At 66.7% G+C, this 11938-nt stretch carries 17 protein-coding genes; 16 read left to right on the top strand and 1 reads right to left on the bottom strand.

The genetic code is table 11. From position 1 onward, the window contains the following. The first annotated feature begins 178 nt into the window (after positions 1-178). The 14 genes from GPA22_RS12695 to GPA22_RS22950 all read left to right on the top strand — a co-directional run bounded on the left by GPA22_RS12695 (position 179) and on the right by GPA22_RS22950 (position 10011). Positions 179-841 (top strand): cytochrome c peroxidase, encoded by a 663-nt coding sequence (locus GPA22_RS12695; protein ID WP_169256435.1) that lies wholly within the window; start codon positions 179-181, stop codon positions 839-841. After that, entirely contained in the window at positions 790-1632 is an 843-nt protein-coding gene (locus tag GPA22_RS12690) for a DUF6969 family protein (RefSeq protein ID WP_343036029.1), read from the top strand. The genes GPA22_RS12695 and GPA22_RS12690 overlap by 52 nt, the downstream gene beginning before the upstream one ends. Before the next feature lie 63 nt (positions 1633-1695). Beyond that, positions 1696-2637 carry an HD-GYP domain-containing protein gene (locus GPA22_RS12685; RefSeq protein WP_169256434.1) on the top strand — a complete coding sequence of 314 codons (942 nt, stop codon included), beginning with the start codon at positions 1696-1698 and terminating at the stop codon, positions 2635-2637. Further along, on the top strand, positions 2634-2873 hold the full coding sequence (nrtS, locus tag GPA22_RS12680) for a nitrate/nitrite transporter NrtS (RefSeq protein WP_169256433.1): 240 nt from the start codon (positions 2634-2636) through the stop codon (positions 2871-2873). The genes GPA22_RS12685 and nrtS overlap by 4 nt, the downstream gene beginning before the upstream one ends. Then, complete coding sequence (locus GPA22_RS12675) at positions 2870-3484, top strand: sigma-70 family RNA polymerase sigma factor (protein ID WP_169256432.1); 615 nt, start codon at positions 2870-2872, stop codon at positions 3482-3484. The genes nrtS and GPA22_RS12675 overlap by 4 nt, the downstream gene beginning before the upstream one ends. After that, positions 3481-3672: an anti-sigma factor family protein gene (locus GPA22_RS12670; protein WP_169256431.1), complete on the top strand. Its 192-nt coding sequence runs from the start codon at positions 3481-3483 to the stop codon at positions 3670-3672. Before GPA22_RS12675 ends, GPA22_RS12670 begins: the two co-directional genes overlap by 4 nt. 29 nt (positions 3673-3701) lie before the next feature. Then, the gene (locus GPA22_RS12665; RefSeq protein WP_169256430.1) at positions 3702-4496 is read left to right on the top strand and encodes a YiiX/YebB-like N1pC/P60 family cysteine hydrolase; all 795 of its coding nucleotides are present in this window, start codon (positions 3702-3704) and stop codon (positions 4494-4496) included. Positions 4497-4526: 30 nt separating this feature from the next. After that, positions 4527-5114 carry a TetR/AcrR family transcriptional regulator gene (locus GPA22_RS12660; protein WP_169256429.1) on the top strand — a complete coding sequence of 196 codons (588 nt, stop codon included), beginning with the start codon at positions 4527-4529 and terminating at the stop codon, positions 5112-5114. A 55-nt stretch (positions 5115-5169) separates the two neighbouring features. Next, positions 5170-5745, top strand: coding sequence for a carboxymuconolactone decarboxylase family protein (locus tag GPA22_RS12655; protein WP_169256428.1), 576 nt, complete (start codon positions 5170-5172; stop codon positions 5743-5745). Positions 5746-5836: 91 nt separating this feature from the next. Further along, positions 5837-6226 (top strand): carboxymuconolactone decarboxylase family protein, encoded by a 390-nt coding sequence (locus GPA22_RS12650; protein WP_169256427.1) that lies wholly within the window; start codon positions 5837-5839, stop codon positions 6224-6226. Positions 6227-6284: 58 nt separating this feature from the next. Beyond that, complete coding sequence (locus GPA22_RS12645) at positions 6285-7004, top strand: haloacid dehalogenase type II (RefSeq protein WP_169256426.1); 720 nt, start codon at positions 6285-6287, stop codon at positions 7002-7004. A gap of 122 nt (positions 7005-7126) precedes the next feature. Beyond that, positions 7127-7600 carry a DUF302 domain-containing protein gene (locus GPA22_RS12640; RefSeq protein ID WP_169256425.1) on the top strand — a complete coding sequence of 158 codons (474 nt, stop codon included), beginning with the start codon at positions 7127-7129 and terminating at the stop codon, positions 7598-7600. A gap of 63 nt (positions 7601-7663) precedes the next feature. After that, positions 7664-9886, top strand: coding sequence for an FAD-dependent oxidoreductase (locus GPA22_RS12635; RefSeq protein ID WP_246264309.1), 2223 nt, complete (start codon positions 7664-7666; stop codon positions 9884-9886). Beyond that, positions 9883-10011 carry a hypothetical protein gene (locus tag GPA22_RS22950; RefSeq protein WP_281374127.1) on the top strand — a complete coding sequence of 43 codons (129 nt, stop codon included), beginning with the start codon at positions 9883-9885 and terminating at the stop codon, positions 10009-10011. The genes GPA22_RS12635 and GPA22_RS22950 overlap by 4 nt, the downstream gene beginning before the upstream one ends. Positions 10012-10047: 36 nt before the next feature. On the opposite strand, the gene grxC is transcribed toward GPA22_RS22950, so the two are convergent. Then, a complete protein-coding gene (gene grxC / locus GPA22_RS12630; protein ID WP_169256424.1) occupies positions 10048-10305 on the bottom strand; it encodes a glutaredoxin 3 in 258 nt (85 codons plus the stop codon). 223 nt (positions 10306-10528) lie between these two features. On the opposite strand from grxC, the gene GPA22_RS12625 reads away from it, so the two are divergent. Beyond that, on the top strand, positions 10529-11200 hold the full coding sequence (locus GPA22_RS12625) for a TIGR04283 family arsenosugar biosynthesis glycosyltransferase (RefSeq protein WP_169256423.1): 672 nt from the start codon (positions 10529-10531) through the stop codon (positions 11198-11200). Beyond that, positions 11197-11913 carry a TIGR04282 family arsenosugar biosynthesis glycosyltransferase gene (locus GPA22_RS12620; protein ID WP_169256422.1) on the top strand — a complete coding sequence of 239 codons (717 nt, stop codon included), beginning with the start codon at positions 11197-11199 and terminating at the stop codon, positions 11911-11913. The genes GPA22_RS12625 and GPA22_RS12620 overlap by 4 nt, the downstream gene beginning before the upstream one ends. The last annotated feature ends 25 nt before the right edge of the window (positions 11914-11938 follow it).

Genomic DNA, 11938 nt, shown 5'->3' with positions numbered 1-11938 from the left:
GTCGTTGTGGCGCCCCCGTCCTTACATCGGGTCGGCTTCCGGCCGCAAAGAGAAGCGCAAAAAAAAGTATCCCGGCTGTAAGGACTCACCGCCGGACGCGACTAACTCAAAGGACCATCTGCTTCGGCAGACGGTTTGTCGTGCATAAAAATTCACCTGATGATGGAGGGACGTTTCCATGAACCACGCCAATACGTGTCGTACCGGTCGCACCTTCGCCGCGAGAGTTTCCGCCGGCCTGATCAGTGCCGCCCTCGGCCTGCCGCTAGCGGCTTTCGCAGCCGGCAATCCTTGCGCAGCGGGAAGCCAGGCGCCGCGCGCCGCGAACCCCTGCGCGGCCAATCCATGCGCCGCTAAGAATCCGTGTGCCGCGAAGAATCCCTGCGCGGCGAAGGCCCTGCAGCGTCCGGCGGGCTACAAGCCCTACAAGGGCAACCACGCCGAGCTCGTCGCTGCCGGCCAGAAGCTCTTTTCCGACAAGAGCCTGTCGACCAACAACAGCTCGTGTGCGACCTGCCACACGGATTACGCCGCCTACAAGGCGAGCTTCGCCAAACCCTATCCGCACCGGGTCGAAATGGCGGTGAACACGGCCGGCATGAAGCAGATCCATCTCGACGAGATGGTGCAGTTATGCATCGCGACGCCGATGGCCGGCAAGCCGCTCGACTGGAAGTCCAGGGACCTCGCGGCTCTGGTCGCGTACACGGAAGAACAGCAGAAGGGCTACAAGGAGCACATGAAGAAGAACCCCTGTGCGGCGAAGAATCCGTGTGCCGCGAAGAACCCGTGCGCAGCGAAAAACCCCTGCGCAGCCAGGAATCCCTGCGCGGCAAAATGATCGCCGTCGCCACCGATTACGGGCCGGTGCCGGCTCCGTCGGTGGACGGGGCGGAGCTCGCCGGCCCGTCCGCACCACCGCCGCTGTCGCACTACCTGCCGGCCTTCCACGAGCTCGACCTGCAAACCCGGCGCGAACTGCTCGACGCCGGCCGGGAGGTGCTCGACTGCCGGCGCGTGCTGGCAAAGGGCGGCCTCAACATCGTCGGCGAGGTACTGCGCGATCAGGGCGAATTCGTCGAGATGGCGCACTACCCGCAGGACGACGTGTTCGACACCGACACGCACGCGCAGTACTACTACCACGCCCATCGCGGCGATGCGGAGCATGGCCACTTCCATACTTTCCTGCGTGCGGGCGGCATGCCGGCGGACGTGGCACCATTCGCGTTCCATGCAGCGGCCGAGCCCTGGCCCGCCGGCGACGACGCGATCAGCCACCTCGTCGCGGTCTCGATGGACGCCTGGGGCGAGCCGATCGGCCTGTTCGCGACCAACCGCTGGGTCACGGGCGAAACCTGGTATCCGGCCGAGGACGTCATCCGCATGCTCGGACGATTCGAGATCGACCACGCCTGGCCATCGTGGCCGGCGAACCGCTGGCTGGGCGCGATGCTGCGCCTCTACCGGCCGTGGATCGAAGGCATCCTGCGGCATCGCGACGCGGTCATCGCGGCCCGTCTGCGTGCGCGCCCGGATGAGGATGTCTTCGAGGATCGTGCGCTCGAGATCACCGGCTATCTGCCGGTATCGGTCGAGCAGCTGGTAGCGGCGCTACGCGAAGTGCGATGAGAAGTTCCCGCGCCCCCGTAAGGTGGCCCCATCCTCGCGCGACGAATCGGGGAGGAGAACACGATGAACATCCGTAATGCATTCGGGCGATGGATCGCGCCGCCGTCCCACGCCCCCGGCGCCGACCGCGAGCATGAGCTGCTTGCCAGCCTGCTGGTGATCGCGTGGATCGTCGAGGCGCGCGACCCCTATACCGGCGGGCACCTGTGGCGCGTCTCGCGCTATGCCGAGCTGCTTGCGGAGAAGGCCGGCCTCGGTTATGCGGAGGTCGCGCGCGTGACGATCGGCGGTTTCCTGCACGACCTGGGCAAGATCGGCATTCCCGATGCGATCCTGAGAAAGCCGGCCAGTCTCGACGCCGACGAGCTCGCCACGATCCGCACGCACCCGGAGATCGGCGCACGGCTGCTCGCGGCGCATCCGCTCGCCGCCCTGGTGCTGCCGACCGTCGAATCGCACCACGAGCGTCCCGACGGCCGCGGCTACCCGCGCGGCCTGCCGGGTGACGAGATCCCGCTCGACGCCCGCCTGGTGGCAATCTGCGATGCCTTCGATGCGATGACGAGCACCCGTCCCTACCGTGTCGGCATGCCCATCGATACCGCGCTCGACATCGTCGGCGCACATCTGGGCACGCAGTTCGACACTGGCCTGGGCACCCACTTTCTCGCACTCGCCGACAGCGGCGTGCTCGCGCACATCGTCGGCCACAGCGACGACGGCATTCCCCTGCAAAGCTGCCTGATGTGCGGGCCGACGCTCGTGCTCACGCGCGCCAGCGCGCCCGGCGACGTCGTGCATTGCCGCTCCTGCGGCGGCGAGTACCGCGTCACGGCGAAGCCCGAGGGGACGCTGGGCGTCGCATCGACCGGGCGCAGGGGCGACGCGCGCGCGCTGGTGCCGGCCGCCGACATCGCGCTCATCGCGCGCGTCGTGCAGTCCGCCGCCGGCCGCGTCCCGCTGCAGGATCTCCTCGACAGCCTGCCGCAGAGCTGTCCGGCATGAGTCGTCCGGTCGCGGTGCTATGTGCGGCCTGCCGGCCCGAAATTGTCTGCACGGCACTGAAGGTGTCGCTGACGGTCGGCGTGGTGCTGAACGGGGTCAACCAGGGAGGCGTCCTGCTTGACGGAGGGGCGATCGATTGGGGCCGCGGCCTGCTGAATTTTCTGGTGCCGTATTGCGTGTCCAGCTACAGTGCTGCACTCAATGCGACCCGGGAATGCGGGAGGAATACGCGATGAACCAGAGCGAGGGCCTGACGACGGGAATCCTGTGGGACGATCCGTCCATCATCGCGATCCGCCGCGACATGCTGCGCTTCGCGAAACTGCAGCTGCGTGATGCGGGAGCGGCGGAAGACATGGTGCAGGAAGCGCTCATCGCCGCGATGGCCAATGCCAACGGCTTCGCCGGGCGGGCGGCGCTGAAGACCTGGATGTTCGCAATCCTGCGCAACAAGATCGTCGATCACATCCGCGCTTCGTCGCGCGAGATCTGCGGCTCGGACCTCATCCAGGCCACCGACGACGACGGGGAACTCCAGGACTTCGACGCCCTGTTCGACAAGCGCGGCTTCTGGAACCCCGAGGACCGCCCGGCCACGTGGGCCGATCCGGAAGCCTCGTTCTCGCAGCGGCAATTCTGGGCGGTATTCGAGGCCTGCCTCGACCATCTGCCGGACCGCATCGCCCGCGTCTACATGATGCGGGAATTCCTCGAGCTGGAGACCGGCGAGATCTGCCGCCGGCTCGGCATCACCGATCGCAACTGCTGGGTGATCCTGCACCGCGCCCGTCTCGGACTGCGGGAATGTCTCGAAAACCGCTGGTTCCAGGGGGAGACCGTCACATGATGAACTGCAAGGAGGTAACCCGACTCATTTCCGAAAGCCATGAGCGCGCATTGACGCTGCGCGAGCGCCTCGCGCTGCTGCTGCACACGATGGCATGCAGCGGTTGCACCAATTACGGCAAGCACCTCGAATTCCTGCGCAAGGCCACACGACGCCTGCGCGAAGGCGATTCCGGCAGCGAGCCCTGATCCGCCCTGCCCTGTCCGAGGCACGCGCGATGGGATTCCTGTTCGACCGGATGGGCCGCTGGCTCGGGCGCGCGCTGACCCGCCCCATCCACGTCCACACCCTCTCGCAGCCGACGCCGGCCGAGGAACTGCTCGTCTGTCTTCGGCCAGGCGACGTGTTGCTGGTCGAAGGGCATTCGCGCGTCAGCACCGCGATCAAGTATCTGACGCAGTCGACGTGGTCGCATGCGGCGCTGTACGTCGGCGACGCGCTGAGCGGGCGCGCGCCGCGCGGCCATTGCTTCGTCGAGGCCGACATCGTGGCAGGTGTGCGCAGCGTCGGCGTCGAGGAGTTCGCCGGGCTGCACACCCGCATCTGCCGCCCGAGCGGCTTGATGGAAGAGGATTGTCGCCGGGTCGTCACCTATGCGATCGAACGCATCGGCCATCAGTACGACTTACGCAACGTTTTCGATCTCGCCCGGTATCTGCTGCCGACGCCGCCGGTCCCGCAACGTTTCCGGCGGCGGATGCTCGCGCTGGGCAGCGGCGATCCGACCCGCGCAATCTGCTCCACCCTGATCGCACAGGCATTTCAGTCGGTACGCTACCCGATCCTGCCGATCGTGACGCGCCGCGCGAGCCGCGACCCAGCCTGCCTGGGCTGTGTCGAGGAGCTTCTGCACGTGCGCCATCACAGCCTGTTCGCGCCGCGCGACTTCGACGTGTCACCCTATTTCGCGGTCATCAAACCGGCCCTGGCGCGAGACCTCGACTACCGTTCGCTGCGATGGGACGACGCACCGACCGGCGAAAAAATCACGAACGGGCTCGCGCAAGCTTGACAAATGGACTGCTCGGTACAGAATACACTCATGCAAACCGGCCGCCCCCTCGAATTCGACCCCCAGCTCGCCATCGATGCCGCGATGGGGGTGTTCTGGCTGCGGGGCTTCGAGGCAACCTCCCTGTCCGATCTGCTCGCGGCAATGGGGCTGTCGAAAAGCAGCTTCTACAACGCGTTCGGCAGCAAGCAGCAGTTGTTCGAGGCCTGCCTCGTGCGTTTTCGCCGCCGGCATGTCGAACGCATGGGCGAAATGCTGCATTCGGCGGCGTCTCCGCTGGCCTTCGTGCGCGAGATGCTCCTTACGAATGCGCGCGAAGCCCGCGAGCCGGGGCCGCGGCGCGGCTGCCTCATCATGAACACGGCGACCGAGTTCGCGGGACGCGACGCGGCCGTCGCCGCGTGCGTCGAGGATGCCGCACGGGACTTCGCCGCCATGTTCCGGACGGCTATCGAGATGGCCCAGGAACACGGCGAGATCCCGCGCAACGCCGATGCCGCGGTGCTCGCGCGCTACCTGCTGACGACGATGGCGGGGCTGCGCACGATGGTCAAGGCGGGACTTCCCGCCGACGAGCTCGAAAAAGTCGTCGAGGTCGCGATGAGCGCCCTGCGTTGATTTTTTTGCGCCATTTTTGGACCGCTTGGTCCATTTAACCCGGAAGGAGAGCGTAATGCTGGCCGAATACAAACTGACCCTGCCCCCCCAATCACCCGAAACCGCCGAAGGCAGCGCGAAGGCAGTGCTGGACAAGGCGCTCAAGCAGGTGGGCTTCATCCCCAACATGTACGCCAACATGGTGCATTCGCCGGGCGTGCTCAACACCTATCTCGACGGCTATGCCGCCTTCCGCCAGGATTCCGGCTTCACGCCGGCCGAACAGGAGGTCGTCTTCCTCGCCATCTCGCGCGAGAACGGGTGCGAATACTGCGTCGGTGCGCACAGCCTCATCGCCGACAAATTCTCCGGCGTGCCGGTCGAGGTGACCGACGCGATCCGCGACGGCCGCCCGATTCCGGACGCAAGGCTTCGAGCGCTCGCCGAATTCACGCGCACGATGGTCGCAAGCCGCGGCCTGCCCCGGCGCAAGGACGTGGATGCCTTCCTGGCCGCGGGCTACACGGAGCGCCAGATCCTGGAGATCGTCCTCGCGATCGCCGTCAAGACGCTCAGCAACTACTCGAACCACCTGTTCCACACCCAACTCGACGCGAAGTTCGCCGAACGCCGCTGGACCGATCCGCGCTGACCGGAAATTCGCGCAAGACATCCGCCGGCAGCCGCCATCGTCGCCGCTCCGGCGGCTCCGCCCTCGAACATCGACACCAAGGAAAAAAGAAATGGCAACCGTGGCTTACGTCAGCGAGAACGACGCCGTCGGCGTCGTGCGGGAAGTTTACGAGGACATTCGCAAGACTTTCGGCATGCCCGCCGTGCCCAACCTCTTCAAGGTCATGGCGCACAACCCGGCCTACCTGCAGGCCAGCTGGCAGCGAGTGAAGGCGATCATGGGCCCCGGCCTGCTCGACCGCAAGACCAAGGAGATGATCGCCGTCGCCGTATCGGCGACCAATGGATGCGACTACTGCGTACAGGCCCACACCGGAGCGCTGCGTGCGATGGGGAGCACGGACGGAGAACTCGTGGAGCTGATGGCCGTGGTCGACCTCTTCAGCGGCTTCAACAAGATGCTCGAAGGGCTGCAGGTCGATAACGACTTCGCTCGCTGACTCCCCGTTCGCGATAACCAGAACCCGAACCGACGGGCACGTTTCCAGGAGGTGACCCATGCAACCCACACGACTGACCGGCATCGAGGCGTGCGTCTTCGACGCCTACGGCACCCTGTTCGACTTCAACAGCGCGGCGCAAGGCGCACGCGACGAGCTCGGCGACGACTGGCAGCGCCTGTCCGAGCTCTGGCGCCACAAGCAACTGCAGTACACGTGGCTGCGCGGACTCGGCCAGCATTACGCCGATTTCTGGCAGGTGACCGGCGACGCGCTCGATTTCGCGCTCGCCACCCTGCGCCTGAACCGGCCCGGCCTGCACGAGCGGCTGATGGACTTGTACCTGCGCCTTCAATGCTACCCGGAAGTGCCGCAGGCGCTGCAGGAGCTGAAAGCGGCGGGAATGAAACTGGCGATCCTCTCCAATGGATCGCTGCCGATGCTGTGGGCGGTGGTGCGCAACAACGGCCTCGAGGCGCTCTTCGACGCCGTGTTGTCGGTCGAGGAGGTTCGCGTGTTCAAGCCGCATCCATCGGTGTATCGCCTCGCCTCCACGCGGCTCGACACCGCGCCAGGAGAAATCTGCTTCCTGTCGTCGAACGGCTGGGACGCGTTCTCGGCGAAGGCTTTCGGCTTCCGTGTGCTGTGGTGCAACCGCTTCGGCCAGGAACCGGAGCGCATCCCGGCGACGCCGGACGGCGAGATCGACGACCTATCCGTCCTGCCCGAGTGTCTCGGCCTCGCGCGGCTGGCCGCGACGAACCGATCGGATCTGTAAGGACCGGCGGTCCCCGCGCGACTAAGTCTCATGCGCGCCCGCCCAGCCCCGACAACCTGCCCCCAACGGGCGGAACCGGACGCACCGGGCGCGGTTCCGCCTTTCCGTTTTCGGGAGATCCCATGCAGAAGATCAGCCTGCGCCACGCGATCGCGCCGATGCTCGCCACCCTGGCCGTCCTGTCCGCCGTCGCCCACGCCGCCCCGCCCGACGGCTTGCGCACGATTGCAAGCGCATATCCCTTTCCGGAACTGCTCGATCGACTTCAGAGCGCGGTCGACAGGCACGGCCTCGCAGTCGTCGCCGTCGCGAGCGCGAGCCGCGGCGCCGCCGCGCGCGGCGTGAAGATCCCGGGCAACGCGGTGGTGATGGTGTTCCGCAACGACTACGCGGTACGCATGCTCCAGGCGAGCGTGCCGGCCGGCGTCGAGGCGCCGCTGCGCTACTACGTGACCGAGAACGCCGACGGCACGGCGACGCTGTCGTGGCGTACGCCGGGCAGCGTGTTCGGCCCTTATGGCAGCCCCAGGCTCGACGAACTGGCGCGTGAGCTCGACCCGATTTTTGAAGCCATCGGCCGTGACGCCAGTCGGTGAACTCGCCTCGCCGAGACCCGGCCGCGACGCCGCGATTCGGTCTGTAATGACAGGAGCTTCGCAATGAAAGCCGGCCGACTCGTGCTCGCCACCACCCTCGTCCTCGCGATCGCGCTGTTCTTCCTGTTCGATCTCGACCGCTACCTCGACCTCGATTTCTTCAGGCGCCAGCAGGCCGCGATCGAAGCCTGGCGCGACGCGCGGCCAGTGGCGGCAGCCCTCGGTTTCTTTACCCTTTACGTCGCCGTCACCGGCCTGTCGCTGCCCGGCGCCGCGGCCATGACGCTCGTCGCCGGCGCCATCTTCGGGCTGTGGTGGGGCACGCTGATCGTCTCGTTCGCCTCGACGATCGGCGCCACCCTCGCCTTCCTCGCCTCACGCTTCGTGCTGCGCGAGTTCGTGCAGTCGCGCTTCGGCGACCGGCTTGCGCCGATCAACGCCGGGGTAAAGAAGGACGGTGGCTTCTATCTCTTCACGCTGCGCCTCGTGCCCGCCTTCCCCTTCTTCGTCATCAATCTGGTGATGGGCCTGACGCAGATCCGCACCCGGACCTTCTACTGGGTGAGCCAGCTCGGCATGCTCGCCGGCACCCTTGTCTACGTGAACGCCGGCACCCGCCTCGCTCAGATCGACTCGCTTGCCGGCATCCTGTCGCCGGGCCTGCTCGCCTCCTTCGCGCTGCTGGGCGTGTTCCCGCTGATCGCCCGGAAACTCGTCGACGCGGCCAGGGCGCGCAAGGTCTACGCCGGCTGGAAGCGTCCCAAGCACTACGACCGCAATCTCGTCGTGATCGGCGCCGGCGCGGCGGGGCTCGTCAGCAGCTACATCGCCGCAGCGGTGAAGGCGAAAGTCACCTTGATCGAGAAGCACAAGATGGGCGGCGACTGCCTCAATACCGGCTGCGTGCCGTCGAAGGCGCTGATCCGCTCGGCGAAGCTCCTTTCGCACATCCGGCGCGCGAAGGAGTTCGGCATTCGCGAAGCGCGAGCGGATTTCGACTTCGCGGACGTGATGGAACGCGTGCAGGCGATCATCAGGACCGTCGAGCCGCACGATTCGGTCGAGCGCTACCGCGGGCTCGGCGTCGACGTCATCGAAGGCCGCGCGAAGATCGTCTCGCCGTGGGAAATCGAGATCGCGCGCAATGACGGCGGGCACCAGCGGCTCACCACCCGCAGCATCATCATCGCGACCGGCGCGCGCCCCGCGGTGCCGCCGATCCCCGGCATCGAGGACGTCGGCTACTACACCTCGGACACGATCTGGAGCCTGCGCGAGCTGCCGCGGCGGCTCCTCGTGCTCGGCGGCGGGCCGATCGGTGCCGAACTGACGCAGACCTTCGCCCGCCTCGGTGCGCACGTGACGATGGTCCTGCGCGGCGAGCGCGTGATGCCGCGCGAAGACGCCGAGGTGTCCGAACTCGTCATGCAGCGCTTCCGCGCGGAAGGAATAGACCTGCGCACCCGGCACAAGATGGCGCGTTTCGTCGTCGAAGACGGCGCGAAGCTGCTCATCACCGAACACGACGGCCAGGAAGTCCGCATCCCCTTCGACGTGCTGCTCGTCGCGGTCGGCCGCACCGCAAACCTGAAGGGCTACGGGCTCGAGGCGCTCGGCATCCCGACCGGGGATACCGTCACGGTCAACGAGTTCCTGCAGACCAGCTACCCGAACATCTACGCCGCGGGCGACGTTGCCGGCCCGTATCAATTCACGCATACGGCCGCCCACCAGGCCTGGTACGCGTCGGTGAACGCCTTGTTCGCGCCGTTCGGGAAATTCCGCGCCGACTACTCCGTGGTGCCGTGGTCGACCTTCGTCGATCCCGAGGTCGCCCGCGTCGGCCTCAACGAGCAGGAGGCGCGCGAGCGCAAGATTCCCTTCGAGGTCACGCGCTTCGCCCTCGAAGAGCTCGACCGCGCGATCGCCGACGGCGAAGCCCACGGTTTCGTCAAGGTGCTCACGGCGCCGGGCAAGGACAGGATCCTCGGTGTCACGATCGTCGGCGAGCACGCCGGCGACCTGATCGCCGAATACGTCGTCGCGATGCGCCACGGCCTGGGGCTCAACAAGATCCTCGGCACAATCCACATCTACCCGACGCTCGCCGAGGCCAACAAGTACGCAGCCGGAGAGTGGAAACGTGCCCATGCGCCACAGACCCTGCTAGCATGGGTCGGGCGCTTTCACGACTGGCGGCGTGGCCGCCCGCCGCTTGCGCCGCCCGAGCGGCTTCCGGCGGCACCTATCCGCGCAGGCCACCTCGACGGAGGACCAAGGACATGATGAACGGCATGGGAAACATGATGATCGGCATGGGCCTGTTGGGCTGGCTGGTGATCCTGGTGCTGGTGCTCGTGGCGATTGCGGCCATCAAGTATGTCTTCTTCGACCGGAATCGCCCCAAGTAGACCGGCTGGCACGACGAATCGTCGCGCTTTTCGCCTTCAGCCTCGCAGCAAGGGCTCGAGCTGCCCGGCCCGGTCGAGACGTGCCAGATCGTCGAAACCGCCGACGTGAAGCGATCCGATGAAGATCTGCGGAACCGTGCGGCGCCCGCTTCGCGCGATCATCTCTTCGAGGCGTCCCTCCTCGACATCCACCCTGATCTTGTTCAACTGTGCGACACCCTTGCCACGGAGCAGCCGTTCGGCCGCCTGGCAATACCCGCACCCTTGTGCGCTGTACATCGTGATCTCTGTCATGGCTACTCCCGGTTAGCAAAGGTCCGAACCGGCGCCCGAGACCCACGGTCGCGGCGTTGGTGGACACGGCACCACTCTAGGGCCGGACTCGGGCACGAGCGACACCGGGCGTCTCGTTTACATGACCGAAAGTATTTTTCGCGGGGGAAACCGCGCTGTAAGGAATCAGCTCACCGCACCGACCAATAACGTATGGTGTGGCCCGATAGTGGAACAGGAAGACATGCGTCCCTCGATCATCATCCCCGTTTTCGACGAAGCACCGAACCTGCCCGATCTGACCCGTCGGTTGGCGCCGCTCGTGCGCGCAGGGGTGGAGGTGCTCTTCGTCGATGGCGGTAGCGAAGACGCCACCGCGAGCCTTGCCGAAGCGGCGGGATTCCGCGTAATACGCGGCCGGCGGGGTCGAGCGCGCCAGATGGAGGCCGGCGCGAAGGCATCGCACGGCGACACCTTGATCTTCCTGCACGCCGACACCGCGCTCCCGGCCGGCGCCCTGCAGGCCATCGACGCCTGTTTTCGCGCGGGGCACGAGTGGGGGCGTTTCGATGTGCACATCGCCGGCCGTCCCCGGATGCTCCGCGTCGTCGCCCGTATGATGAACTGGCGCTCGCGCATCACCGGTATCGCCACCGGCGACCAGGCGATGTTCATGACGCGCGAAGCCTTCGAGTCGGTCGGCGGCTTCCCGGATCAGCCGCTGATGGAGGACCTCGAACTATCGCGCCGCCTGCGCACCCGCTCCTGGCCCGCCTGCCTGCGCATCAAGGTGACGACCTCGGGACGCCGCTGGGAATCGCGGGGCGTCTGGCGCACCATTTTTCTCATGTGGCGCCTGCGCTGGAACTACTGGCGCGGCGTCCCCGCGAGCCGGCTCGCCGAGGCCTACCGATGACCGCCACGCGGATCGTGATCATCGCCAAGGCGCCGATCCCGGGATTTGCCAAGACCCGCCTGATCCCGGCACTCGGCGCGGAGGGCGCCGCGCGGCTCGCGCGGCAGATGCTCCATCACACCGTGAATACGGCACTCGCCGCGGAACTCGGACCGGTCGAGTTGTGCGTCACACCGGGTCCGGACGATCCCGCCTGGGCCCACATGAGCCTTCCGCCCCGATTGGCATGGAGCGAACAAGGCGACGGCGACCTCGGGATGCGAATGGCGCGCGCCGCGCAGCGCACGCTCGCGCGCGGGGAGCGGGTCGTACTGATCGGCACCGACTGCCCCGCCCTCGGTGCGGTCGAACTGCAGTCGGCATCCCGCGCCCTCGACACGCACGACACCTTCATGCAACCCACGGTAGACGGCGGCTACGCCCTGCTGGCTCTGCGGGCCTTCCATCCGTTGATCTTTCACGGCATCCACTGGAGTACCGACAGCGTTGCCTTCGAGACGCTGTGCCGCGCGGGGTGCCTGGGGTGGCGCGTGCAGTCTTGCCCACCGGTGCGGGATATCGACGAGGCGAAGGATCTGCGCTGGCTGCCTGCGGATTTTTGGGGAACCGCCGGCTTCGGTCCGGACGCGCAAGGCTTGTCTCAAGCCGCCGGGAGGGCGCATTCGGAACTCGATCGAGTGCCTCACGGGCCATCGAATAACACACCCCAATAACACAAACGCCACCTCGAGGGTGGCG

Origin of the sequence: Aromatoleum toluvorans (genome assembly GCF_012910905.1) — a bacterium.
Taxonomy (GTDB): Bacteria; Pseudomonadota; Gammaproteobacteria; order Burkholderiales; family Rhodocyclaceae; genus Aromatoleum; species Aromatoleum toluvorans.
Note: the sequence above shows the minus strand (reverse complement) of the source record. Positions and strands in the feature narration are given on the sequence as shown.

What these genes read in the sequence shown, in the direction of transcription:
- GPA22_RS12695 (WP_169256435.1), top strand. Translation starts at nt 179, where the DNA reads ATGAACCACGCCAATACGTGTCGTACCGGTCGCACCTTCGCCGCGAGA.
- GPA22_RS12685 (WP_169256434.1), top strand. Translation starts at nt 1,696, where the DNA reads ATGAACATCCGTAATGCATTCGGGCGATGGATCGCGCCGCCGTCCCAC.
- nrtS (WP_169256433.1), top strand. Translation starts at nt 2,634, where the DNA reads ATGAGTCGTCCGGTCGCGGTGCTATGTGCGGCCTGCCGGCCCGAAATT.
- GPA22_RS12675 (WP_169256432.1), top strand. Translation starts at nt 2,870, where the DNA reads ATGAACCAGAGCGAGGGCCTGACGACGGGAATCCTGTGGGACGATCCG.
- GPA22_RS12670 (WP_169256431.1), top strand. Translation starts at nt 3,481, where the DNA reads ATGATGAACTGCAAGGAGGTAACCCGACTCATTTCCGAAAGCCATGAG.
- GPA22_RS12665 (WP_169256430.1), top strand. Translation starts at nt 3,702, where the DNA reads ATGGGATTCCTGTTCGACCGGATGGGCCGCTGGCTCGGGCGCGCGCTG.
- GPA22_RS12660 (WP_169256429.1), top strand. Translation starts at nt 4,527, where the DNA reads ATGCAAACCGGCCGCCCCCTCGAATTCGACCCCCAGCTCGCCATCGAT.
- GPA22_RS12655 (WP_169256428.1), top strand. Translation starts at nt 5,170, where the DNA reads ATGCTGGCCGAATACAAACTGACCCTGCCCCCCCAATCACCCGAAACC.
- GPA22_RS12650 (WP_169256427.1), top strand. Translation starts at nt 5,837, where the DNA reads ATGGCAACCGTGGCTTACGTCAGCGAGAACGACGCCGTCGGCGTCGTG.
- GPA22_RS12645 (WP_169256426.1), top strand. Translation starts at nt 6,285, where the DNA reads ATGCAACCCACACGACTGACCGGCATCGAGGCGTGCGTCTTCGACGCC.
- GPA22_RS12640 (WP_169256425.1), top strand. Translation starts at nt 7,127, where the DNA reads ATGCAGAAGATCAGCCTGCGCCACGCGATCGCGCCGATGCTCGCCACC.
- GPA22_RS12635 (WP_246264309.1), top strand. Translation starts at nt 7,664, where the DNA reads ATGAAAGCCGGCCGACTCGTGCTCGCCACCACCCTCGTCCTCGCGATC.
- GPA22_RS22950 (WP_281374127.1), top strand. Translation starts at nt 9,883, where the DNA reads ATGATGAACGGCATGGGAAACATGATGATCGGCATGGGCCTGTTGGGC.
- grxC (WP_169256424.1), bottom strand. Translation starts at nt 10,305, where the DNA reads ATGACAGAGATCACGATGTACAGCGCACAAGGGTGCGGGTATTGCCAG.
- GPA22_RS12625 (WP_169256423.1), top strand. Translation starts at nt 10,529, where the DNA reads ATGCGTCCCTCGATCATCATCCCCGTTTTCGACGAAGCACCGAACCTG.
- GPA22_RS12620 (WP_169256422.1), top strand. Translation starts at nt 11,197, where the DNA reads ATGACCGCCACGCGGATCGTGATCATCGCCAAGGCGCCGATCCCGGGA.